The sequence below is a fragment of the Acidovorax sp. sif0632 genome (assembly GCF_019218805.1).
Taxonomy (GTDB): domain Bacteria; phylum Pseudomonadota; class Gammaproteobacteria; order Burkholderiales; family Burkholderiaceae_C; genus Acidovorax; species Acidovorax facilis.
The window spans coordinates 317,385-339,651 of record NZ_JAHUWW010000002.1 but is presented as its reverse complement, the minus strand read 5'-3'; the positions used below and the strand labels follow the sequence as shown (position 1 = coordinate 339,651).

19 protein-coding genes, 1 tRNA gene and 1 pseudogene are annotated in these 22,267 nt (G+C 64.2%); 3 read left to right on the top strand and 18 right to left on the bottom strand.

Translation table 11 applies throughout. The annotated features are described in order from the left end of the window. Positions 1-43: 43 nt before the first annotated feature. The 11 genes from KW832_RS06630 to KW832_RS06580 form a co-directional block, all read right to left on the bottom strand. Positions 44-1,117 (bottom strand): branched-chain amino acid ABC transporter permease, encoded by a 1,074-nt coding sequence (locus tag KW832_RS06630; protein WP_218299295.1) that lies wholly within the window; start codon positions 1,115-1,117, stop codon positions 44-46. Positions 1,118-1,133: 16 nt separating this feature from the next. Next, a complete protein-coding gene (locus KW832_RS06625; RefSeq protein ID WP_055400436.1) occupies positions 1,134-2,123 on the bottom strand; it encodes a branched-chain amino acid ABC transporter permease in 990 nt (329 codons plus the stop codon). A gap of 115 nt (positions 2,124-2,238) precedes the next feature. Next, a complete protein-coding gene (locus KW832_RS06620) occupies positions 2,239-2,982 on the bottom strand; it encodes an ABC transporter ATP-binding protein (protein ID WP_055400434.1) in 744 nt (247 codons plus the stop codon). Beyond that, positions 2,979-3,752: an ABC transporter ATP-binding protein gene (locus KW832_RS06615; RefSeq protein WP_055400470.1), complete on the bottom strand. Its 774-nt coding sequence runs from the start codon at positions 3,750-3,752 to the stop codon at positions 2,979-2,981. Before KW832_RS06615 ends, KW832_RS06620 begins: the two co-directional genes overlap by 4 nt. A gap of 64 nt (positions 3,753-3,816) precedes the next feature. Beyond that, a complete protein-coding gene (locus KW832_RS06610) occupies positions 3,817-5,292 on the bottom strand; it encodes a PHB depolymerase family esterase (RefSeq protein WP_218299294.1) in 1,476 nt (491 codons plus the stop codon). 175 nt (positions 5,293-5,467) lie between these two features. Then, positions 5,468-6,661, bottom strand: a complete 1,194-nt coding sequence (locus KW832_RS06605; protein ID WP_121419552.1) for a substrate-binding domain-containing protein — start codon at positions 6,659-6,661, stop codon at positions 5,468-5,470. Between the two features lie 151 nt (positions 6,662-6,812). Next, positions 6,813-8,321 carry a sigma-54-dependent Fis family transcriptional regulator gene (locus KW832_RS06600; RefSeq protein ID WP_055400429.1) on the bottom strand — a complete coding sequence of 503 codons (1,509 nt, stop codon included), beginning with the start codon at positions 8,319-8,321 and terminating at the stop codon, positions 6,813-6,815. Between the two features lie 140 nt (positions 8,322-8,461). Further along, the gene (locus tag KW832_RS06595; protein WP_218299293.1) at positions 8,462-9,142 is read right to left on the bottom strand and encodes a DUF2325 domain-containing protein; all 681 of its coding nucleotides are present in this window, start codon (positions 9,140-9,142) and stop codon (positions 8,462-8,464) included. Positions 9,143-9,368: 226 nt separating this feature from the next. Further along, entirely contained in the window at positions 9,369-10,874 is a 1,506-nt protein-coding gene (locus tag KW832_RS06590) for a tripartite tricarboxylate transporter permease (protein ID WP_055400425.1), read from the bottom strand. A 12-nt stretch (positions 10,875-10,886) separates the two neighbouring features. After that, positions 10,887-11,405 (bottom strand): tripartite tricarboxylate transporter TctB family protein, encoded by a 519-nt coding sequence (locus tag KW832_RS06585; RefSeq protein ID WP_055400468.1) that lies wholly within the window; start codon positions 11,403-11,405, stop codon positions 10,887-10,889. A gap of 92 nt (positions 11,406-11,497) precedes the next feature. Further along, the gene (locus tag KW832_RS06580) at positions 11,498-12,457 is read right to left on the bottom strand and encodes a tripartite tricarboxylate transporter substrate binding protein (protein WP_055400423.1); all 960 of its coding nucleotides are present in this window, start codon (positions 12,455-12,457) and stop codon (positions 11,498-11,500) included. A gap of 125 nt (positions 12,458-12,582) precedes the next feature. Here KW832_RS06580 and KW832_RS06575 point away from each other — a divergent pair, with 125 nt between their 5' ends. The 3 genes from KW832_RS06575 to KW832_RS06565 are packed head-to-tail and all read left to right on the top strand — an operon-like array spanning position 12,583 to position 15,157. Beyond that, on the top strand, positions 12,583-13,266 hold the full coding sequence (locus tag KW832_RS06575) for a response regulator transcription factor (protein WP_055400466.1): 684 nt from the start codon (positions 12,583-12,585) through the stop codon (positions 13,264-13,266). Continuing rightward, positions 13,263-14,729 (top strand): sensor histidine kinase, encoded by a 1,467-nt coding sequence (locus tag KW832_RS06570; protein ID WP_218299292.1) that lies wholly within the window; start codon positions 13,263-13,265, stop codon positions 14,727-14,729. The genes KW832_RS06575 and KW832_RS06570 overlap by 4 nt, the downstream gene beginning before the upstream one ends. Continuing rightward, on the top strand, positions 14,726-15,157 hold the full coding sequence (locus KW832_RS06565) for an RNA-binding S4 domain-containing protein (RefSeq protein WP_218299291.1): 432 nt from the start codon (positions 14,726-14,728) through the stop codon (positions 15,155-15,157). The genes KW832_RS06570 and KW832_RS06565 overlap by 4 nt, the downstream gene beginning before the upstream one ends. A 106-nt stretch (positions 15,158-15,263) precedes the next feature. Here KW832_RS06565 and KW832_RS06560 read toward each other — a convergent pair. From KW832_RS06560 to cysS, 7 genes and pseudogenes are all read right to left on the bottom strand, one after another. Next, positions 15,264-15,356: transfer RNA gene (locus KW832_RS06560), tRNA-Ser, on the bottom strand. A 10-nt stretch (positions 15,357-15,366) separates the two neighbouring features. Then, positions 15,367-15,891, bottom strand: a pseudogene (locus KW832_RS06555) (ACT domain-containing protein); the annotation flags it as partial. Positions 15,892-15,929: 38 nt separating this feature from the next. After that, positions 15,930-16,895 (bottom strand): tRNA lysidine(34) synthetase TilS, encoded by a 966-nt coding sequence (tilS, locus tag KW832_RS06550; RefSeq protein WP_218299289.1) that lies wholly within the window; start codon positions 16,893-16,895, stop codon positions 15,930-15,932. Positions 16,896-17,022: 127 nt separating this feature from the next. After that, positions 17,023-18,876 (bottom strand): methyl-accepting chemotaxis protein, encoded by a 1,854-nt coding sequence (locus KW832_RS06545; RefSeq protein ID WP_218299288.1) that lies wholly within the window; start codon positions 18,874-18,876, stop codon positions 17,023-17,025. Between the two features lie 171 nt (positions 18,877-19,047). After that, the gene (locus KW832_RS06540; protein ID WP_055400675.1) at positions 19,048-20,025 is read right to left on the bottom strand and encodes an acetyl-CoA carboxylase carboxyltransferase subunit alpha; all 978 of its coding nucleotides are present in this window, start codon (positions 20,023-20,025) and stop codon (positions 19,048-19,050) included. Positions 20,026-20,138: 113 nt separating this feature from the next. Next, a complete protein-coding gene (locus KW832_RS06535; protein ID WP_370628641.1) occupies positions 20,139-20,813 on the bottom strand; it encodes a DNA-3-methyladenine glycosylase in 675 nt (224 codons plus the stop codon). A 47-nt stretch (positions 20,814-20,860) separates the two neighbouring features. Further along, positions 20,861-22,243, bottom strand: coding sequence for a cysteine--tRNA ligase (gene cysS, locus KW832_RS06530; protein WP_218299287.1), 1,383 nt, complete (start codon positions 22,241-22,243; stop codon positions 20,861-20,863). Positions 22,244-22,267: the final 24 nt, after the last annotated feature.

Genomic DNA, 22,267 nt, shown 5'->3' with positions numbered 1-22,267 from the left:
ACACACCCAGGCCACGCCGGTCACCCGGCGCGGCCGGGGCCGCTCACCCCGCCTTGCGCGCAGCTGCCGCGCGCAGACGCCCCACCACACCGGTAGGGAAGTAATAGACCGAAAGAACAAAGAGCACTCCCAGCCACAGCAGCCAGCGGTCGGGCGAGAGCAGTGCCGACAGCCAGGGCAGACCCGTGGCAGCCTCGCTGCCTAGCCGCAGCAAGTCTTGCAGGTAGCTTTGCGCCACCAGGAAGAGCACCGCCCCGATGGCAGAGCCATAGATGGTGCCCATGCCACCGATCACCACGATGAGCAGGCAGTCCATCATGATTTCGAAGCTCAGCGAAGTGTCCGGCCCGTTGTAGCGCAGCCAGAGCGCCAGCATGCAACCCGCGAGCGTGGCGAACAGGGCAGACAGCACGCTCGATGTGGTGCGGTACACCACCACGCGGTAGCCAATAGCCTCTGCACGGAATTCGTTCTCGCGGATGGCCTGCAGCACGCGGCCAAACGGCGAGTTGACGATGCGCAGCAGGGCCAGCACCAGCGCCACCGCGGTGACGAACAGAAGGTAGTAGCAGATCAGGCGCCCATCGATGGTCACGCCCAGAAAGGGCTCTTCGAAGGGCTCGAAACTGGGCGACAGGAATTCGGGCACCTTGAAGGTCAGGCCGTCTTCACCGCCGGTGATGTCGGACAGCTGCGAGGCCAGCGTCTGGAACGCAGCGGCCACCGCCAGCGTGATCATGGCAAAGAAGATGGCGCGCACGCGCAGCGAGAACAGCCCCACCGCCAGCGACAGCAGCAGGGACAGCAGCAGCGCGCCACCAATGCCCACGCCCAGCGCCGTCCAGGTGGGACCCAGGCGCGTGGTGGCCACTGCGATGCCATAGGCCCCGATGCCAAAGAACATGGTGTGCGCAAAGCTCACGATGCCGGTGTAGCCCAGCAGCAGGTCAAAACTGGCGACCAGCACCACAAAGATCAGCACCTTGGCCGCCACCGACAGCGCCTTGACGCCCGGGAATAGGAACGGGGCAAACGCCAGCCCGATGAGGATAGCCACCAGGATCACCGCCAGCACCTTGCTGCGCGGGTAGTCGCCAGAGAGAAGTCGGTTCAACATTTCTAGAAACTCCTCATCAGCGGTTGGCAACTGGATAGACACCCTGGGGACGCCAGAGCAAGATGGCCACCATCAACGCGATGTTGGAGAACAGCGCCACTTTGGGCACCAGGAAGCCGGTGTAGTTGGCCATCAGCCCCACCAGCAGCGCGCCAATGAGCGCGCCACCCGTGCTGCCGAGGCCTCCGATGATGATCACGATGAAGATCAGCACATTGACCTGTGCGCCCATCTGCGGGATCACGTTCTGCTGGTAAAGCCCCCACATCACGCCGCCCAGGCCCGCCAGGGCCGAGCCCACCACGAACACGCCCACGAACAGGCGGCGGATGCGGTAGCCCAGGCTCTCGACCATCTCGCGGTCTTGCACACCGGCGCGGATCAAGAGGCCGACCTTGGTGCGCGACAGCGTCCAGGCCAGTACGCCGAAGACCACCAGGCCCACCGCCACGGCGATCAGGCGGTATTTTTCGATGGCGGCGTCGCCCACCAGCAGCGAACCGCGCATGGCTTCGGGCAGCGGCAGCGGAATCTGCGCGGGGCCCCAGATGACCTTGATCAGTTCTTCACCAATGATCATGCCTCCCATGGTGATGAGGATCTGCTTCAAATGCTGGCCGTACACGGGCCGCACGATGAAGCGCTCGAACGCCAGGCCCACGGCCCCGGCGACGGCCATGGCCACGAGCATGGCGGGCAGCACGGCCATCAGGTTGCGCCACAGGTCAGCGCTTTGGGTGTAGTCGCCCATGGCGCCCAGCACGCTGGTGGCCACGAAGGCGCCCAAGGCAATGAACACGCCGTGGCCGAAGTTGAGCACGTCCATCAGGCCGAACACCAGCGTGAGGCCCGAGGCGATGATGAAGATGATCATGCCCATCGCCAGGCCCGCCACGGTGAGCGTGAGCCAGGTGCTGGGTGAGCCGATGAAGGGCAGCACCAGCAGCGCGAGCGCGGGTACCAGGGCCAGGGGCTTCCAGTCGAAGTCACGGGTGATGGCGCTCATACGCGGCCTCCTTGCATGGCAGGCGGCATCTGCGCATTTGCTACATTTTTAATAGCTGCTATCGCTTTACCATCAAGCGCTAGCAGCCCAAAAGGCTTGAAATCTGGTGCAAAACTCATAGTGCCAACCCCAGCAGCGAGCGCTGCAGTGCTTCGTCTTCGGCCAGCGCAGCCATGCTGCCTGCATGCACCACCTGGCCGTTGTCCATCACGGCCACGGTGTCGCCGAGCCGCTTGGCAAAGTTGATGTTCTGCTCGACCAGCAGGATGGTCACGCCGCTCTTTTTGAGCTGGTCGAACGCCTCGATCATGTTGTTGATGATGGCGGGCGCCAGGCCTTTGCTGGGCTCATCCACGATGAGCAGGTCGCGCGGCTCGACGATGGCGCGGCTCACGGCCACCATCTGCTTTTGCCCGCCGCTGAGCTTGCCGGCCGGGTGGTTCCAGAACTTCTCCACGGCGGGGAAGAGCTTGAAGATCCACTGCAGCCGCGCCTCGTCCATCTGCGCGGCATTGCGCGCGCTGCGGGCGGCAAGCAGCATGTTTTCCTTCACCGTGAGGTCGGCGAAGATGCCCATGTTCTCGGGCACGTAGGCGATGTTCATGCCCGCGATCTGCGGGGTGTTCAGCGCCGTGATGTCTTTGCCTGCAAAGTGGACCGAGCCTTTGGACGCATGCCACAGGCCCATGATGGTGCGCAGCGTGGTCGTCTTGCCCGCGCCGTTGCGGCCCAGCAGCATGGTGAGCTGGCCCTTGGGCACGGCCAGATCCACGCCGTGCAGGATGTGGTACGCGCCGATGTGCGTGTGCACGCCCTGGAGTTCGAGCAGATTGCCCGTGTTGTTGGTGGTGGTGGTCATGCGGCGGCCTCCTTGGTTACACCGAGGTAGGCTTCCTGCACCACGGGCGATGCGATCACCTCGGCCGGTGGGCCGTCGGCCACCAGCGTGCCGTTGGTCAGCACGATGATGCGGTCGGCCAGCTCGCGCACCACGTCCATCTTGTGCTCCACCAGCAGGATGATCTTGGTCTTGTCCTTCTTCAGATCACGGATCAGGTTCAGGATCACGGGCGCTTCGTCGTGGCTCATGCCGGCCGTGGGTTCGTCGAACATGTAGACCTGCGGCTCCAGCGCCATGAGCAGCGCCACTTCGAGCTTGCGCTGGTCGCCATGCGGCAGGCTGGCCACGGGCGTGTCGCGACGCTCGTACATGGCCACCGTCTGCAGGATGGATTCAGCCCGCTCGGTCAGCGCATGGTGGTCGCTCCAGATGCTCCACAGGTTCAGGCCCCGGCGGTGCTTGCCCTCTTGCGTGGCCTGCACGGCCAGGCGCACGTTCTCGAGCACGCTGAGGTTGGGGAACAGGTTGGTGAGCTGGAACGCCCGGCCCAGGCCCGCATGCGTGCGCGCCGAGACGGACTGGCCGGTCAGGTCCTGCCCGCCCAGCGTGACGCTGCCGCTGGTGGCCTTGAGTTGCCCCGAGATGAGGTTGAAGTACGTGGTCTTGCCCGCGCCATTGGGGCCCACGATGGCGGTCAGCGTGCCGGGCTCGAAAGAGCAGGTCACGGCATTGACCGCCACGTGGCCGCCAAAGCGGATGGTCAAGTCCTTGGTGGCCAAGGTGCTCATGGGTGGTGGTTCACTTTCACGGTAGTCATCGTTGGTCGAGGGGGCGGCCGCCCCCTTTTTCACGTCAAGGGCAAGTTCCGATGACGTAGTAGTTGGGGCTGGTTTGTTTCAGCGTGTTGTTCACAAAGATGTTCCACAGCCCCATGCTCTGGTTGGAACCCAGCGCGAAGGTGTAGCCGCCATACACGTAGGCACGGCCCGCCATGGTGTGGGCGTAGTTGCTGGCCGTGGTGCAGGTGCCCGTGCCGCCGCCCGATGCGGCCAGCGTGGTGCCGGATGCAGCGGCGGACAAGGCGCCCTCGGCGCCGTTGCCATCAGCGGCACGCACCGTCCAGCTGTAGGTGGTGGATGCGGCCAGGCCGGTGTCGGTGAAATTCGTGGCAGTCACGGGCAGCGCATTGGTCTTGTTGCCATTGCGGTACACGTTGTAGCTGGCCGCTCCGCTCACGGCGTTCCAGCCAATCGCCATGCTGCTGGCCGTGGCGCCCGAGGTGCTCACGCCCGTGGGGGCTGGCAGGTCCACCGGTGGGTTGGTGGTTCCACCGCTTCCCACGCGGTCCACCATGGCCTTGATGGCAGCCATCTGCGGGCCGGACTTCTTGGAATAGTTGGCGCTGTCATAGCCCCACCAGTCCCAGCAGCTGTTGGTGGCGGCCAGGCTGGTCTGCGGGTACAGCATCACGAAGTTGTTACTGTCGGCCCAGCGGTTGTAGCCCGTGTTGCGCACGTACTGCTGCTGCACGTCGTTCACGTTCTGCTTGCAGCCATGCAACACCACATGCAGCTTGCAGGTGGCCGTGCCACCCGCCTGGCAGGCCTGGGGCACATAGGCCCAGCCCGTGGTGGCCATGCCGTGGTTGGTGATGAATTCGCTCTGGTTGAACTCGATGAAATTGCCGGTGGGCAGCGTGGCGTTGTTGCGTGCGTTCAGCGTGCCGTACAGGTGCTGCAGCATGGCGCCTGCCAGGTCGAAGTTGCAATCGCTGATGTAGGGGGCACCCTTGGTGGAACAACCGTTGCCGTAGTCGTCCGTCACCATCGCGTGCTCTGATGCGACGTCCTTCTTGTAGACCACGTTGGCCGCTGGCACGAAGCTGTTGTAGTAGGTGCGCAGTGCATCCATCACCCCCGTCTTGACCACGCTGTCGAGCGTGCCCGAGAACAGGTAGACCTTGGAGTTCTGCAGGTTGGCCACGGGGTCGATCACGCCCTGGCCGGCCCAGGTGTTGGTGGTGTTCACAAGCGTGCTGGTGGGAATACCCGTGGGGCTGGCCATGCAGCGCCCCGTGGCATTGACGACTGAGCCCTCGGCGCAATAGAACGGCCCGCCCGCCACCACCCCCACGCCCTTGGCAAACGTGGCCGAGTACGCCACATGCAGCTGCACGGCCATGAAGCCGCCCGAGGACAGACCGGAAACGGTGGTCTGCGTCTTGTCGATCTTGAGGGCGGGGAGGTTGACGGCAGCGTGAACACTGGCCACGCCACAGAGTGCAATCGCAGCCCCTGCTGCTGCCGCCCGGATGAAATTGAAAGCCATGTTGTCTTGTCTCCAAATAATTTTGAGAAAGTCTGACCCAGCCCCCGTGTAATCCGGGGGTTCATGCATCAATTCACTGGAAAAAGAGGGGCGGCCGCCCCTGCGGGATGAACCCCGAAGGAGCAGGACGGTGATCCTGTCCGACGGGCCTCGCTAACGCATCGAAAAGACCGGCTTATCGCTTGTTGCGAATCGGCACGTTCATTTCTTCAGGCTTGATCTCGCGCACCAGTTCGGGCACGCCCCAGGCAAAGGCCGGGTCCACCTTGATCTTGAAGTGGTACATGCTCTGCATGGCCTGGTGGTCTTCCTTGCGGAAAGTCATCTTGCCCTTGGGGGTGTCAAAGCTCATGCCCTCCATGGTCTTGATGAGCTTGTTGGTGTTGGTGTCGCCACCCGTGGCCTTGAGCGCCGTGACCAGCGCCATGGCCGAGCTGAAACCACCGGCGGTGAAGAAGTCTGGCGGAGTCTTGAACTCCTTGTAATGCGCAGCCACCAGGGCTTCGTTCACGGGGTTCTTGGGGATGCCGAAGTAGTAGTACGTAGCGCCTTCCATGCCGGGGAAGTTCTTGTACGCGGCCATGGCGGGCAGGATGTTGCCGCCCGTGGAGATCTCGATGCCATAGCGCTTCAAGTCCATGTCGGCGATCTTAAAGGGGTTGCCTGCACCGGCCCAGACCACCCAGATGATCTTGCGGCCGGGCTGGTCCTTGAGCTTGTCGATCAGGCGCTGGGCACCGGCGGTGAAGTCGGTGGTGGCAGCGGGCAGGTATTCCTCGTGGGCAAGCTTGGCCTTCTTGACCGAGTCCTTGAAGGCTTTCACGCCATCGCGGCCAAACGCGTTGTCTTGAGCGAGGGTGGCAATGGTCACGCCTTCCTTGTCCACCGCCACGGCGTTGGAGATGGCGTCCTGGCTGCTGTTGCGGCCTGTGCGGAAGATGTACTTGTTCCATTTGTCGCCGGTGATCGAGTCGGCCACGGCGGGCTCGACCAGCAGGATCTTTTTGTATTCCTCGGCCACCGGCAGCATGGCCAGGGCCACGCCCGATGCGGTGGGGCCGACGGCGATGTCGGCCTTGTCGTCAGAGTACGCGGTGGCCAGCAGGCTCTTGCCCAGGTCGGGCTTGCCCTGGTCGTCTTTCTCGATCACCACCAGCTTCTTGCCATTGACCGTCATGCTGCCGCCGGTGGCGTAGTTCAGCCCCATCATCAGGCCAGTCTGGGTCTGCTTGCCATAGGCCTCCAGAGGGCCGGTCTTGCTGTACACGTGGGCAATGCGGATTTCGCCGGTCTGTGCGAATGCGGGGGCGGAAAGTGTGGCGGCGGTAACGGCTGCGGAAGCGAGGGCGACCAGAGTGCGACGGTGCATGGCGATGTCTCCTGTTGTGATGCTTCTTTATTGCACAGTCTGTGCCAGCAGCCAAGTGCTTGATTTCAAAGAAAATTTTCCTCACACACTGGAGACAATGCCTGAATTCAATACACAATAAATGTCTAACTTTCAGGCAATTGCCTGAAATTTATTCAGGGTTTTCCAGACGTCCATAGAGCGTGGCGCGTGAGATACCGAGCTGCCGCGCCGTGGCCAGCTTGTTGCCGCCATGGGCCTTCATGGCGGCATGGATGGCCCGCTGCTCCAGTTCGGCCACCTGCTCGGCCAGGGGCCGCAGGTAGCGCGACTCGTCCTCGGCCTCGACCACCACGGCGGTGGTGTCCTGCACCGGCGCGGCGGGCTCCACGCCCGCTTCGCGCAGGATGCGTTCGAGCTGCGCCGCGTCGATGGACTGGCCCTCGCTGCGCATCACGGCCTGCTCCAGCACGTTGCGCAGCTCGCGGATGTTGCCGCGCCAGGGCTGGCCAGCGAGCAAGGCCATGGCCTCGGGCATCAGCTCAGGCGGTGGCGTGCCGTTGCGCAGCGCCAGGTCATCGCCCAGAGCCTCGACCAGTGCCGGAATGTCACTGCGCCGCGCACGCAGTGGTGGCACGCGCACCGGCAGCACGTGCAGGCGGTAAAACAGGTCTTCGCGGAACTTGCCTTCACGCACCAGGCCAGCCAGATCGCGCGAGGTGGCGGCCAGGATGCGTACGTTGAAGGGCACGAGCTTGTTGCTGCCCAGCGGCTCGATCTCCCCTTCCTGCAGCGCGCGCAGCAGCTTGGCCTGCAGGCTTTGGGGCATATCGCCGATTTCGTCGAGGAACAGCGTGCCGCCATCGGCCAGCTTGAACTTGCCATCGCGCCCCTTGGCCGACGCGCCGGTGTAGGCGCCGGGCGCCACGCCAAAGAACTCGGCCTCCAGCAGCGTGTCGGGCACGGCAGCGATGTTGACGCTGACAAACGGGCCGCTTGCACGGCTGGATGCAGCGTGGATGGCGTGGGCCAGCAGCTCTTTGCCGGTGCCTGTCTCGCCCAGCAGCAGCACCGGGCTGGTGGACTGCGCTGCACGGCGTGCCTGGCGCTTGACCTCGGCCGCAGCGGGGCTCGACCCGATGAAGCTGGCAAAGGTGTATTTGGACCGCCGCTCGCCGTCACCCGCCACCGTCAGGCTGCGCCGCCGCTGGCTGGCCAGCTCGCGCCGGGCATCGTCCAGATCGCGCTGCAGCAGGGCAAACTTGCTGATCAGCGGCTGCAGCGTGGTCTCGGGGTGGTCGAACAACACGATGCCGATGGCGCCGATCACGCGATCCGCATCGTCGCGCAGCGGGATGCGGCTGACCACGAAGGTGCCCGCCTTGTTGGTGAGCAGGTCAATGAGCACGGGCTGGCCGGTTTCGAGCACGCGGCGCATCTGGGTGTTGGGGATCACCTCTTCCACCGTGCGGCCGACAAACTGGTCCACCGAAGAGAACCCAAGGTCGGGCAGAAAACGCTGGTAGCCCTCGTTCACCCACACGATGCGCCCGCTGCGGTCCACCAGGAACATGCCCTGGCTGACGCTGGAGAACAGCTGAAACATGGAGCGTGCCGCCAGTTCCAGGATGCCCTGGGCATCCAGCGGCAGTGCGGGGGCGTCATCGGTGAGCAAAGGCATCTGCGGATGGTAGCGCGGCGGGGTGGGCCGAAGAACAGTCACGCCGCTGTCACCGCGCAGCTGCCGCGCAGCTGCCGCGCATTTACCTGCAAATCCAGATGCTACTATTTTTATAGCTATGAGCACAATATCATCAAGCGCTAGAGGCTATTTTTATCCAGAACCACATACCCGTCGGTCGCCTGTGCATTGCCCACCGGGCGCTGCGCGCGCGTCATGCGCAGAACCACCATGGGCTGAACGGCGGCCAGCGCCTCGGCCTCGCGCACGGCCAGGGGTTGGTCCACCAGGATGCAGGGCTTGCCCGTGCGGCGGCAGTGGTCCTGCACGCGCCAGTACTCGTCATGGCTGATGCAGCCCGTCTGGCAGATCACCAGGTCGGCAGCGGCCAGATTGGCGTCCAGGGTGCCGTCCGGCGCGGCATCGGGCTCGGCGCAGCCTTTGCCCTTGGCCGCAGAAGGATGGCCTGCCACGTCCAGACTACGTTCGGGCTGCACGGGCTGGGCGGGCGCCTCGGCCGCCAGCCGCCAGCGCAGGCATTCGCGCGACAGACTGGCAATGCGCTCGGCCAGCATGCTGATGTGGCGGGCCATCGCCTTGCGGCGCGGCAGGCTGGGGTGGGCCGCTTTCCACTGCGCCAGCGCATCCTGCGCCATAGCCAGGCGCGTGTCCCGCACGATCACCTCGGCACGCAGCCGCAGCACCTGGGCCTGGAGGGCCTCGATCTGCGCCGCCTGGGCTGCCACCGTGGCACTGCAGCGCTTTTGCACATCGCCCAAGTGGCGGCAAAGTGCCAGAAACTCCTGCGGAAGTGAATGCATGCGCCACCTTTGCAAATAAGAACTATTCGCATTTTATGGTACGATCCACGGCTTGTGAGCACGCAAGTCACCTTGGTGGGGAGGGCACCGGGGGCGTCCAGCCCCCGGTGTCTGGCTTGCGCAGATGCTGAAAAAACACCCGTGCCAACGGGTGCCCCAAGAAACAAAAAACCGCGCCATTGCAGCGCGGTTTTTTTTTGGGTGAAGGGCGCGCGCTGCGCGCCGGTCAAGTCTGCACCAATGCCAGCTTGCGCGCCGCCCAGCGCCGCAGCAGGCGCGGCACGATCAGCACGGCCAGCACGATGACGATCAGGGTCAGCGAGCCTGGACGCTCCACGAAGATGCTCCACTTGCCTTCGCCAATGGCCACGGCATTGCGCATCTGGGCTTCCGCCAAGGGACCCAGGATCATGCCCACCACCACCGGCGCAGCCGGGAAGTCAAAGCGGCGCATCACCACTCCCAACAGGCCAATGGCGTACAGCAGCACCAGGTCGAACGCGCTTTGGCGCATGCCATACACACCGAGCGTGGAGAACACCAGAATGCCCGCGTACAGGTATGACTTGGGAATGTTCAGCAGCTTGACCCACAGGCCCACCAAAGGCAGGTTCAGGATGAGCAGCATCACGTTGCCGATGTACATCGACGCGATCAGCGCCCACACCAGCGCACCGTTGGTGTCAAACAGCTGGGGGCCTGGCTGGATGCCGTAGTTCTGGAACGCGCCAAGCAGGATGGCCGTGGTGTTCGATGTGGGAATGCCCAGCGTGAGCAGCGGGATCAGCGTGGCCGTGATGGCCGCGTTGTTGGCGGCTTCGGGGCCGGCCACACCTTCGATGGCGCCGGTGGTGCCGAACTCTTCGGGGTTCTTGCTCAGCTTCTTTTCAGCGGCATAGCTCAGGAAGGTCGGAATCTCGCTACCGCCAGCGGGCACGGTGCCAAACGGAAAACCGATGAACGTGGCGCGAATCCACGCAGGCCAGGAGCGCTTCCACTCCTCCTTGGTCATGTGCGTGCTGGTCAGGCGGTTCTGCGTTTCGTCGGTGCGGCCTTCGTACATCACGTTGTACAGGGCTTCGCCCACGGCAAACAGGCCCACGGCGATCAGCACGACCTCGATGCCGTCCATCAGCTCTGGCACACCGCCGGTGTAGCGGGCTTGCCCGGTGAGTTGGTCGATACCAATGAGGCCCATGGCCAGGCCAACGAACAGCGCGACCATGCCACGCAGCGTGCTCTTGCCCAGCACCGCGCTCACGGTGGTGAAGGCCAGCACCATCAGCATGAAGTATTCGGGCGGACCAAGGCGCACAGCGTATTCCGCGACCAGGGGCGCAAAGAACGTGACCAGGATGGTCGCAATGGTGCCCGCCACAAACGAGCCAATGGCAGCGGTGGCCAGCGCCGCACCGGCGCGGCCGCTTTTGGCCATCTTGTTGCCCTCCATGGCCGTGACCATGGACCCGGCCTCACCGGGCGTGTTAAGCAGGATGGAGGTGGTGGAGCCGCCGTACATGGCGCCGTAGTAGATGCCCGCAAAGAAGATCATGGAGGCCGTGGCCTCGACCTTGACGGTGATGGGCAGCAGCATGGCCACGGCCACGGCCGGGCCAATGCCAGGCAACACGCCCACGGCGGTGCCGATGATGCAGCCCACAAAGGCCCACATCAGGTTGATGGGTGTTGCAGCGGTCGCAAAACCCTGCATCAAAAGGTTTAAGGTATCCATAACATGCAGGCTTTACAGCCACCCCGTATTGGTCAGGCCGGGCAGGTTGATGGCCAGCAATTGCGTAAACATCCAGAACACAGGCGCAGACACGGCCACGCCGATGGCGGAGTCTTTGATCCAGGCCTGCAGGCGCAGGTCCAACTCGCCTTCCGAACTCCTGAAGCCCCGCACCGACAGCACAAAGCACAGTGCGCAACTCAGGATGAAGCCCAGCGTGGTGATGAGCAAGGCATTGAGCAGCAGCCCGGCCGACACCCAGATGAAGCCCTTCCAGTGGGCGTGCGTGTCGCCGGACCCTTCTTCCAGGTCGCGAAACCCGCCTGTCAGCGCGTGCACCACGCAAAGCACACCACAAATCAGGATGGCAATGCTGACCACCCAGGGAAAGAAATTGGGGCCTACACCGCCATAGCCAGCCTCAGAGCTGACCGAACTGGCCCCCCAGGCCAGGCACAGCGCCAGCACCACCAGCCCCGCACCGATCAAGGTCTGCAAAGGCTTGGAGCGCGATGAATGTTGTTGTGTCATGTTTTTCTTTCGCACCGAGCGGCCGGCGGCATGGCCGCACACCCCTGTCAGGGGCGCGCAGCCAGCGCCTTGACCTGCTTGCTTGTCTCAGATCAGATCATTCCAGACTTGGCCATCGTGGCGCGCATGCTGGCGAACTCGGCGTCCACAAAGTTGGCAAACTCGTCACCCGCCATCCATGCAGGGGTCCAGCCGTTCTTCTCCATGGCATCCTGCCAGGCCTTGTGCTTGAAGGTCTTGGACAGGGCGTCGATCAGTGCCTTGCGCTGCTCGGCCGTGATGCCGGGCGCGCCATACACGCCGCGCCAGTTGCCGATTTCCACGTTGATGCCCTGCTCCTTGAGCGTGGCCACGTTCACGCCCTTCAGGCGCGAGCCCGAGGTGACGCCCACGGCGCGCATCTTGCCCGCAGAGATGTACTCGGCAAACTCGCTGTAGCCGCTGCCGCCCACGGTGACGTTGCCGCCCAGGATGGCGGCGGTGGCCTCACCACCCCCACGGAACGCCACGTAGTTGATCTTGGCGGGGTCCACGCCCACTTCGCGCGCAATCATGGCTGCCGCAATGTGCTCGGTGGAGCCGCGCGAACCACCGCCCCACTTCACGCTGCCGGGGTCCTTCTTGAGTTGGTCCACCACATCCTTCATGGTCTTGAAAGGCGAGTTCGCGGGCAGCACGAACACGTTGTATTCGCTGGTCAGGCGCGCCAGGGGCGTGACCTTGTCCAGGCCAACCGGAGGCTTGCCGGTGATGATGCCGCCCAGCATCACGGCGCCCATCACCATCATCGCGTTGGGATCGCCCTTGCTGGCATTGACGAACTGGGCCAGACCGATCGCACCGGCGGCGCCACCCTTGTTGTCATAGGAGACCGACGCCGCTGCGCCCGCATCCTGCATGGCCTTGCCCAGGGCACGGCCGGTGGAATCCCAGCCACCGCCGGGGTTGGCGGGAATCATCATCTTGAGGGCCGGAGCGCTCTGGGCCGACACAGGCAACACGCCTGCGGCGGCCATGGCAGCCAGTGATTTGAGGAAGGTATCGCGACGCATGGTGTCTCCTTGTAAGGTTTGCGAACCGCTCGATGATGCGCGCCCTGCCTGTCAAACGGCTGTCCATGAACTCAGGGAAAACACTCATGCGACCGGCCCGATGAGACGGTGCTATGGTGCCGCGCATGCAATTGCTTCTTGTTGAAGATGACCCCACCATGCAAGCCACGCTGCACCGCGCCCTGACACGCCGTGGCATGGAAGTCACCGCCGTGGGCGACGGCCGCGCGGCGCTCAGCCAGTGGGCCGCACGGCAGCCCGACGCGGTGATCCTGGACCTGACCCTGCCCGGGCTCGACGGCCTGCAGGTGCTGCAGCAGGCCCGCTCGCGCGGCCTGCGCACCCCCGTGCTCATCCTCACTGCACGCGGCACTGTGGGCGACCGCGTGATGGGCCTGAACGCGGGTGCCGATGACTACCTGCCCAAACCCTTTGACCTGGACGAGCTGGAGGCGCGCCTGCGCGCCCTGGTGCGGCGCAGCGCAGATCCCACCGTGGCGCCGCTGGCGCCCAGCACCGTGCAGATCGGCGCCATCCGTTACGACAAGGACAGCGGCGCGCTCTACCTGAATGGCGAAGTGATGGAGCTGACACCGCGCGAACTGGCGCTGATGCACGCCCTGCTCGCCCAGCCCGGCCATGCCGTGACGAAGGAGCGGCTGTACGAACTGGTGTTCCCCGGCCAGCTGGATGTGCAGTACGAGGCCATTGAGGTCGTGGTGTACCGCCTGCGCAAGAAGCTGGCAGGCACAGGCCTCACGCTGATGACCCTGCGCGGGCTGGGCTACCTGCTGCGGGCCGACACATGAGCGCTGCAACGGACTCGGGCCGCCACCCTTCGTTGCGCAGGCGCCTGCTGCTGGGTATTCTGCTGCCCGTGGTGCTGTTCATCGGGTTCAACACCTACAGCCTCTACCAGCAGACCCTGGCCTCGCTCAATACGGCCTATGACCGCACCCTGCTGGCATCGGCCAAAAGCATCAGCGAGCAACTCGATGTGAGGGGCTACGACGAAGCGGCAGAGTTGCGCGCCACGGTGCCCTACTCCGCGCTGGAAGCCTTTGAGGCAGACAACCAGAGCCAGATGTTCTACCGCGTGTCCACCCTGCAAGGCGACTTGGTTTCTGGATTTGCCGAACTGCCGGTATGGCGCGGCCAGATACCGGCCCGCCCGCCGTATGCGGCATTGGTGGATTTCTACGACGACCGCTTTCGGGAGCGCGATGTGCGCGTGGCCGTGCTGCTGCAGCCCGTGGCAAGCTCGGAAGGCCGCACCATGGCCGTGATCCAGGTGGCCGAAACCCTGGAGGTGCGCGAAACCCTGGCCTTGCAGATTCTGCGCAATACCCTGCTGCGCCAGGCCCTGCTCGTCGCCGTGATCGCGTTGACCGTGGTGCTGGTGGTGCAGCGGGCCATCCACCCTGTGCGGCAGCTGAGCCTGCAGCTACAAGGGCGCAGGGAGGGCGACCTGAGCCCCATCGCGGCTCCCTCCACCCCGCGCGAACTGCAGCCGCTCATCGATGCCACCAACGAGGTCATGCAGCGCCTGCGCCACCTGCTGCGACACCAGAAGCGCTTTGTGCGCGATGCCTCGCACCAGTTGCGCACGCCCCTGGCGGTGCTCAAGACCCAGGTGCAGTCCGCCCTGCGCGGCGACGTGGAGCCCCAGCAGGCTCTGCATGAAATCAGCGACACCGTGGACCGCGCGACCCAGCTGGCGAACCAGATGCTGGCCCTCGCCAAGGTGGAGCAACTGCGCCAGCAAAGCACCCCACCGACCACACGGCTGGACGAAATGCTGCGTACCGTGGCGCTAGAAATCTCACCCCTGATCGCCCAGCGCGACCTGGATTTCGGCATACACACCGAGCCCGCACGGGTGCAGGCTCATGAGTGGATGCTGCGCGAGCTGAGCCGCAACCTGTTGCACAACGCCGTGCGCCACGCCCCACAGGGCAGTGAACTCACGGTGGATCTGCGCACCGACAGCCACCATGTGGCGCTGACCATCCGCGACCACGGCCCCGGCATCGACGACGAACTGGCGACACGCCTCTTTCAGCCCTTTTCGGCCGGCGACGTGCGCGCGGGCAGCGGCCTGGGCCTGGCGATCTGCCATGAGATCGTGCAAGCCCTCGGTGGCAGCATCGCCTTAACCAACCGCATGGTGGGCAGCAGACTGACAGGGCTGGACGCCGTGGTGCGCCTGCCACTGGCCGCGCCATCGGCTGACATGGGCAACCCCGCACACGCGGCACAATCCCCGGCATGAACACCCTGGAGACAATGCGGCTGGACAAGTGGCTCTGGTGCGCGCGCTTTTACAAAACCCGCAGCCTGGCCACCGAAGAAATCGGCAAAGGCCGCGTCACCGTCAATGGCCAACTGGCCAAACCCGCGCGGGACCTGCGCTGCGGCGATACCGTCGCGCTGCGCCAGGGGCCGGTTGCCCGTACGGTGCTGGTGATGGGCCTGAGCGGAGCGCGCGGCCCGGCACCTGTCGCCCAACAGCTGTACCAGGAAACGCCCGATAGCATCGCCACCCGCGAAAAGGCTGCGGAGTTGCGCCGCCTGGCACCAGAGCCCGCCGCCACGCTGCACGAAGGCCGCCCTACCAAACGGGATCGGCGCGAGATCGACAAGGTGAGCAGCAAGGGGGGCGATTGGGGCAGCCGCTGGAGCGCGTCCATCGACGAATGAGCGCAGCGTGAGTCAGGGCGGATTCGCCAGGCGCGGCAGACAAGGCGCCAAGACGAATGCTTCACAAGAAAAAAGCCCAAGTGAATGAATCACTTGGGCTTTATCTTGGCGGAAACGGAGGGATTCGAACCCTCGATGAGGCTCTACACCCCATACTCCCTTAGCAGGGGAGCACCTTCGGCCACTCGGTCACGTTTCCAATCCCGCTATTATGCCCCATTTCTGAGCCGATTCAGGCAGTCTGGTACGGCTTGCTGGTCACACTCGAATGCTCTGCACAGGCTTTGCACGGCCAACTCGGCGTACTTTTCGTCGATCACCACCGAGGTCTTGATTGCGGACGTGGAGATCATCTGGATGTTGATGCCCTCTTCTCTCAGGGCACTAAACATCTTGCTGGCCATCCCCACAGGGCTGTGCATGCCGATACCGGCGATGCTCACCGCGCAGATGGTGGTGTCCCCCACCAGTTCCTGCACCCCCAGTGTGGGTGCCACTTTCTCCTGGAGCAGGTCCATGGTGCGGGCATAGTCATTGCAGTGCACGGTGAAGCTGACGTCGGTTTTTCCGTCCTTGTTCACGTTCTGGATGATCACGCCGACTTCGATGTTGGCATCGCCCACCGCGTCCAGGATCTCGCGGGCAAGGCCGCGCTTGCCGGGCACGCCCAGCACGGAGATCTTGGCCTCGTCGCAGTTGACCACGATGCCTGGTACGACGGCTTGTTCCATTTTTTGTCTTCCTCGCAGGGTGCCTTGCGATGTTCGGGCAACTAGAGCTCCCCAACTTGGGGGTCGCACCAGTCAAGGGCTGGCCCGGTCCGCACCACAAAGCCACGCCCCACCTTGATGTGGATGCGGTGGCCGCGCGTGGTGCAGGCCGCAATCTGGTCCAACAGCTCGCCCAGTTGCGCCGCCGCGGGTGTGGTGTGGTGGAACTGGCGCAACCAGTGGCGCAGCACGTTGGCCTGGCGCGAGCGGCTCAAGCCCTGCAGTGCAGCGATCTGCGGCGGTGCACCGACGCGCGCCAGGTCCTGCTGCGCCAGTTCTTCGAGCAGCTCAGCGGCCTGCGCGGCGTTGGAGGCCGAGCGGGCGAACGTGTCGCGAAACGCCGGAAAGGCGGCCTCCAGCGCAGGCAGTAGCTGCGCGCGGATACGGTTGCGGGTGTAGCGTTCGTCGGTGTTGGTGGGGTCTTCCACCCAGCCCTGTTCCTGCGCTCGCAGCCAGCTGCGAATGTCTCCGGCGGCCACCGGCAGCAACGGGCGGTGCCACACCACGCCAGCGCGTTCCCAGCGGGCAGGCATGGCGGCCAGCCCTGCCACGCCTGCACCACGTGACAACGCCAGCAGCAGCGTCTCAACCTGGTCATCCGCATGTTGCGCAATTGCTATTGATTTGATAGCTATTTGCGATTGACTGGCAAGCGCTACAGCCTCAAAAGCCTTGTATCTTGCCTGTCGGGCGGCATCTTCAGGGCTCTGGCCCGGTGCATGGCGGGCATCCAACCGTTCCACCCACAGCGGCACGCCAAGGCCTTGGCACAAGGCAGTGCAATGCCGTTCAAACCCATCGGCCGCCGCCTGCAGGCCGTGGTGCACATGGATGGCCTGCACCTGCCCAGGCCACCGGCGCGCACAAGCCAGCAGCAGCGCCGTGGAGTCAGCCCCGCCACTCAGCCCCACAGCCAGTGGCAGTGCGGGGGCAAAGGCCTGCATGGCAGCGTCGAAAGACTGGGTCACTGCGGCACCCGGCCCGCGCCCCGGAGCGGTGGTGGCGCATCAAGCACACAAAAGCGATGGACAGAGCGGGAATGCATGGGCGCCGATTATCGCGGGCACCTTCCCCTCGCCTGCCCCCTTCATCCCATCAACCGGCTGGCGCGGACAAACGCGGCCCGGCGCGTGAGGCATCGGCGGACAGGCGGAACGTGCCCACCACCTCCGACAGCCGCACCGACTGGTCCTTGAGGCTCTGGGCTGCGGCGGCGCTTTGCTCCACCAGCGCCGCGTTCTGCTGGGTCATCTGGTCCAGGTGCGATACCGCCTGCCCGACCTCGTTGATGCTGGTGCTTTGCTCGTTGGTCGAGGCCGTGATCTCGGCCATGATGTCCGTGACGCGCTGCACCGAGGTCACGATGTCTTTCATCGTGGTGCCCGCGTCATGCACCAGGCGCGAGCCGTTTTCCACCTGCTCCACCGACGCGCTAATGAGCTGCTTGATTTCCTTGGCAGCCTCCGCACTGCGCCCAGCCAGGCTGCGCACTTCGCTGGCCACCACCGCAAAGCCACGACCTTGCTCGCCAGCGCGCGCTGCCTCCACCGCCGCATTCAATGCGAGGATGTTGGTCTGGAAGGCGATGCCGTCAATGACTCCGATGATGTCGTTGATCTTGCGCGACGCGGCATTGATCTGCTCCATGGTGGTCACCACATTGCCCACCACCTTGCCACCGTGCTGCGCCACGCTGGATGCCTGGGCCACCAGCTGGTTGGCCTGGCGGGCTGAATCCGCGTTATGGCGCACGGTTTCGGTCAGTTGCTGCATGGATGCGGAGGTTTCCTCCAGGCTGGAGGCCGTGAGTTCGGTGCGCCCGCTCAGGTCCTGGTTGCCCGTGGCGATCTCTTCGGCCGCCACGCGCACCGAGCTGCTGGCATCACGAATCTGCGCCAACACACCCGAGAGCTTGCCCGCAAAGCTGTTGAAGCTGGCAGCAATCTGCGCCAGTTCGTCTTCGCCCTGTGCGTCGATGCGGCGCGACAGATCACCGTCGCCTGTGCCGATCTCGTGCATGGCGTCGCGCACCAGGGTCAACTGGCGCAGGCGCCGGGTCAGGATCACGCCCAGCAGCCCGACGGCTACCAGCAACACCAACACGCTGGAAATCAAGGATGTGGCCAGCATGGAGCGGATGGGCGCCATCGCTTCGCTCTCATCCAGGGCCACCACCAGCATCCACGAGGTGCCAGCGATGGGAACCACACTCAGCAGGCGGTTGCGCCCTCCAATGTCGGCTTGCAACAGGCTGGTACTGTCCTTGGCGGCTGCGACCAATTTGTCCACCGCAAGGTCTTTGGACAGCTCCGCAATGGGCTTGAGGGTAAGCGCCTGATCGCGGTGGGCAATGATCTTTCCGTCGGCTGACACCAGGAACCCAAAGCTCTGGGGCGTGGGCCGGATGGAGGCCACATTGGCCACCACCGACTCCATATACACATCGCCCGCCGCCACCCCCTTGAGGGCGGCGCCTGCGCCCACCGGGGTGGCAAACGTCACCACGAGCTTCTGGTCCGACGCTGAAATATAGGGCGGCGTGACGACCGACGTGCCCGCCTGCGCCGCCTGCTTGTACCAAGGCCGTGCGGTGGGGTCGTAATCTGCCGGCAAATTGCGCGTTTCAGAGAACACGTATTTTTTGTCGGCATAGCCAAAATAGGCGGTACTGAACTTGCCAGCGTCCCGCAGCATGGCCAGCGGCTTGGCGGGCTCGGGCTCTTCAAAGGCGGTGACGGACGCCGCAATGATCGCCGACTTGCCCCGCGCCCATTCCTCAATGGTCTCGGCGTGGCTTTTGGCCGTGGCCAGCCCCTCTTCCGCCAGCGACACCTGCGCCTGCCCGCGTGCCGAAAAGTAGTTGACCAGGGTCAGTACCAGCAGGGCGGCCACCATACACAGGGCGGACAACACCAGAATCTGGCCTTTGAGCGTCTTCAGAAGCGACATGGGGCACCCCTTCTTGATCCACCCGCACGGACGGGAGGATTGAGCCATGTTACATCCGGTATCAGCCTGTGCGCCAGTGGTGGTTAGCGCGCAGAGCGCTAGGTTCTGACCACAAAAACAACAACGGCCCCGAAGGGCCGTGGGCGCAATGAGCGGTGGGCAGTCAACCGCTCAGCGGCTATCGGCCTTGGTGTCGCTGAAGCGGCCATAGCTCTGCAGACGCTCGTAGCGGCGGTCCAGCAGGTCTTTGGTCTTGAGGTCGGCCACCTGGCGGAAGGCATCGCCCAGGGCACGCTTCAAGAAGGCCGCCATCTGCTTGTGGTCGCGGTGGGCGCCGCCCACGGGCTCGCTCACGATCTTGTCCACCAGGCCCAGGGCCTTCAAGCGGTGGGCGGTGATGCCCAGGGCATCGGCAGCCTCCTGTGCCTTGTCGCTGGTCTTCCAGAGGATGGAAGCGCAGCCCTCAGGGCTGATCACGGAGTAGATGGCGTATTGCAGCATGACGACCTGGTCACCCACGCTGATGGCCAGTGCGCCGCCAGAGCCGCCTTCACCAATAATGGTGGTAATGATGGGCACTTCGAGCTGCGCCATCTCGAAAATGTTGCGGCCGATGGCTTCAGACTGGCCGCGTTCTTCGGCGTCGATGCCGGGGTAGGCGCCGGGCGTGTCCACAAAGGTGAACACGGGCAGCTTGAACTTCTCGGCCGTTTTCATGAGGCGCAGGGCCTTGCGATAGCCCTCGGGCTTGCTCATGCCAAAGTTACGCATGGCGCGCTCCTTGGTGTCGCGCCCCTTCTGGTGGCCTAGCACCATGCAGGCGTGGCCGTTGAAACGCGCTAGGCCGCCCACGATGGACAGGTCGTCCGCGTAATGGCGATCGCCGTGCAGTTCCACGAAGTCGGTGAAGATGTCGCGCACGTAGTCGAGCGTGTAGGGGCGCTCGGGGTGCCGGGCAATCTTGGTGATCTGCCAGGGCGACAGTTCGCTGTAGATATCTTTGGTGAGCTGCTGGCTCTTCTTGCTCAGCTGGTCGATTTCTTCCGAGATATCGACGGCACTCTCGGTCTGCACGTAGCGCAGTTCTTCAATTTTGGATTCGAGTTCGGCGATGGGCTGCTCGAAATCCAGAAAGGTCTTTTTCGCCAACGTTTTTCTCCTAGGGGATCGCGCCGGTTGCGGCTGCCACGAATACGAATGGCACGCACTGTAACCGACGGTTAACGAGTTTTGTAAAGCGCGTCAGGCTGGGTCAGCCGTTTTCAATAAGCCACCGGCAGGGGGTCGAGCGATCGCCAAATATACCAAGTTGCCACGCTGCACCATGGCTTCCAGGCCTCGGCCACCTCGCGCGCATCGCTGCGGCTGACGGGATCGCCCGAGAAATAGTTGTGACTGATCCCTGCGATCAACCCTGGGTCATCCAAGGGCAATACGTTGGGGCGCATCAGGTAGAAGATCAGGAACATCTCGGCCGTCCAGCGGCCAATGCCTCGGATCGCTACCAGTTCGGCAATGATGGCTTCGTCGTCCATCGCCGCCCAGTCCTTCACGTGCAGCTTGCCTTGTTCAAAGTGGATGGCCAGGTCCACCAAGTAATCCACCTTGCGCGCCGACAGGCCTGCGGCCCGCATGTCGTCGATCTTGAGCTTGAGCACGCTGGCGGGCTTCATGCCGCGCGGCAGCAGCGCGACGAAGCGCTCCCACACGGCCTGCGCCGCCGTGACGGACACCTGCTGGCCCACGATGCTGCGCGCCAGCGTGACGAACGCATCACCCCGCGTACGCAGCGCGGCATCGCCCAACTGCGGGATCAGGCGCTTCATCACCCGGTCCTTCTTCACCAAGTGCTTGCAGGCCTCCGCCCAGTAGTCGGGCGTGGCCAGCACCAGCGGCGGCGTTACAGCATCGCTCGCTATCTTTTTTAGAGCTGCCACCGATTACCCCACCTCCGCCAGAGGCATATTTGACATAAAAACCAGCTTCACTGCGCAGCTTCCCAGGTCGTGCCTGCGGCGGAATCCTTGAGCACGATGCCCTGGGCAAGCAGCGCCTGGCGGATGCGGTCGGCCTCAGCGAAGTTCTTGGCAGCCTTCGCGGCAGCGCGGGCGGCGATCTGCGCCTGAATGTCGGCCTCGTCCACGCCACTGGCACCCGCTTGCAGAAAGGCTTTGGGGTCACCTTGCAGAATGCCCAGGCATCCCCCCAGCGCCTTGAGCAGCCCCGCCAGCGCGGCCGATCGCGTCTTGTTGACTTCACCGGCCAGATCAAACAGCACGGCCACGGCCTCGGGCGTGCCAAAGTCCTCGTCCATGGCCGCCTTGAAACGCGCGGCGTAGGGATCGGCCCAGTTGATGGTCGCCACATCGGAGGGCGCCACCAGGCTCAGCGCCGTGTACAGGCGCTTGAGCGCCTGGCGCGCGTCGTCCAGATGGGCATCGCTGTAGTTCAGCGCGCTGCGGTAGTGGGCCCGCACGATGAAGAACCGCACCGTCTCGGCGTCGTACTGCTGGAGCACGTCGCGGATGGTGAAGAAATTGCCCAGACTCTTGGACATCTTCTCGTTGTCCACGCGCACAAAACCGTTGTGCACCCAGAACTTCGCGAGCGGCTTGCCCGTGGCGCCTTCGCTCTGGGCGATTTCGTTTTCGTGGTGGGGGAACTGCAAATCAGCCCCGCCGCCGTGGATGTCAAACGTCTCGCCCAGCGTGGCGCAGCTCATGGCCGAGCATTCGATGTGCCAGCCGGGGCGGCCGGCGCCAAAAGCGCTTTCCCACTTGGCCTCGGGTGGTTCCTCGGCCTTGGCAGACTTCCACAACACAAAGTCGAGCGGGTCTTCCTTGCCATCGAGCACGGCCACACGTTCACCCGCACGCAGTTCATCGAGCGACTTGCCCGAGAGCTTGCCGTAGCCGTCGAACTTGCGCACGGAGTAATTCACATCGCCATTGCTGGCACGGTAGGCCAGGCCTTTGCCCTCAAGCTGGCCGATCAGCGACAGCATCTGGGGCACGTATTCGGTGGCGCGGGGCTCGGCCGAGGGCGGCTCGATGCCCAGCAGGCCGATGTCCTGGTGCATGGCGGCAATCATCTCGTCGGTCAGCTGACGGATGGTGATGCCGCGCTCCAGCGCGCGCTTGATGATCTTGTCATCGATATCGGTGATGTTGCGCACGTAGGTAACGCGGTAGCCACTGCTTTTGAGCCAGCGCTGCACCACGTCAAAGGCCATCATCATGCGGGCGTGGCCGATGTGGCACAGGTCATAGATGGTCATGCCGCACACATACATGCGCACATGGCCAGGTTCGAGCGGGGAAAAGTCTTCCAATGCACGCGACAGCGTGTTGTAGATGCGCAAACTCATGGGATTTCAGTAACGGGGGATGGG

Excerpts from the sequence above, each read along its gene's own strand:
- KW832_RS06630 (WP_218299295.1), bottom strand. The coding sequence starts at position 1,117 with ATGTTGAACCGACTTCTCTCTGGCGACTACCCGCGCAGCAAGGTGCTG.
- KW832_RS06625 (WP_055400436.1), bottom strand. The coding sequence starts at position 2,123 with ATGAGCGCCATCACCCGTGACTTCGACTGGAAGCCCCTGGCCCTGGTA.
- KW832_RS06620 (WP_055400434.1), bottom strand. The coding sequence starts at position 2,982 with ATGACCACCACCACCAACAACACGGGCAATCTGCTCGAACTCCAGGGC.
- KW832_RS06615 (WP_055400470.1), bottom strand. The coding sequence starts at position 3,752 with ATGAGCACCTTGGCCACCAAGGACTTGACCATCCGCTTTGGCGGCCAC.
- KW832_RS06610 (WP_218299294.1), bottom strand. The coding sequence starts at position 5,292 with ATGGCTTTCAATTTCATCCGGGCGGCAGCAGCAGGGGCTGCGATTGCA.
- KW832_RS06605 (WP_121419552.1), bottom strand. The coding sequence starts at position 6,661 with ATGCACCGTCGCACTCTGGTCGCCCTCGCTTCCGCAGCCGTTACCGCC.
- KW832_RS06600 (WP_055400429.1), bottom strand. The coding sequence starts at position 8,321 with ATGCCTTTGCTCACCGATGACGCCCCCGCACTGCCGCTGGATGCCCAG.
- KW832_RS06595 (WP_218299293.1), bottom strand. The coding sequence starts at position 9,142 with ATGCATTCACTTCCGCAGGAGTTTCTGGCACTTTGCCGCCACTTGGGC.
- KW832_RS06590 (WP_055400425.1), bottom strand. The coding sequence starts at position 10,874 with ATGGATACCTTAAACCTTTTGATGCAGGGTTTTGCGACCGCTGCAACA.
- KW832_RS06585 (WP_055400468.1), bottom strand. The coding sequence starts at position 11,405 with ATGACACAACAACATTCATCGCGCTCCAAGCCTTTGCAGACCTTGATC.
- KW832_RS06580 (WP_055400423.1), bottom strand. The coding sequence starts at position 12,457 with ATGCGTCGCGATACCTTCCTCAAATCACTGGCTGCCATGGCCGCCGCA.
- KW832_RS06575 (WP_055400466.1), top strand. The coding sequence starts at position 12,583 with ATGCAATTGCTTCTTGTTGAAGATGACCCCACCATGCAAGCCACGCTG.
- KW832_RS06570 (WP_218299292.1), top strand. The coding sequence starts at position 13,263 with ATGAGCGCTGCAACGGACTCGGGCCGCCACCCTTCGTTGCGCAGGCGC.
- KW832_RS06565 (WP_218299291.1), top strand. The coding sequence starts at position 14,726 with ATGAACACCCTGGAGACAATGCGGCTGGACAAGTGGCTCTGGTGCGCG.
- KW832_RS06545 (WP_218299288.1), bottom strand. The coding sequence starts at position 18,876 with ATGTCGCTTCTGAAGACGCTCAAAGGCCAGATTCTGGTGTTGTCCGCC.
- cysS (WP_218299287.1), bottom strand. The coding sequence starts at position 22,243 with ATGAGTTTGCGCATCTACAACACGCTGTCGCGTGCATTGGAAGACTTT.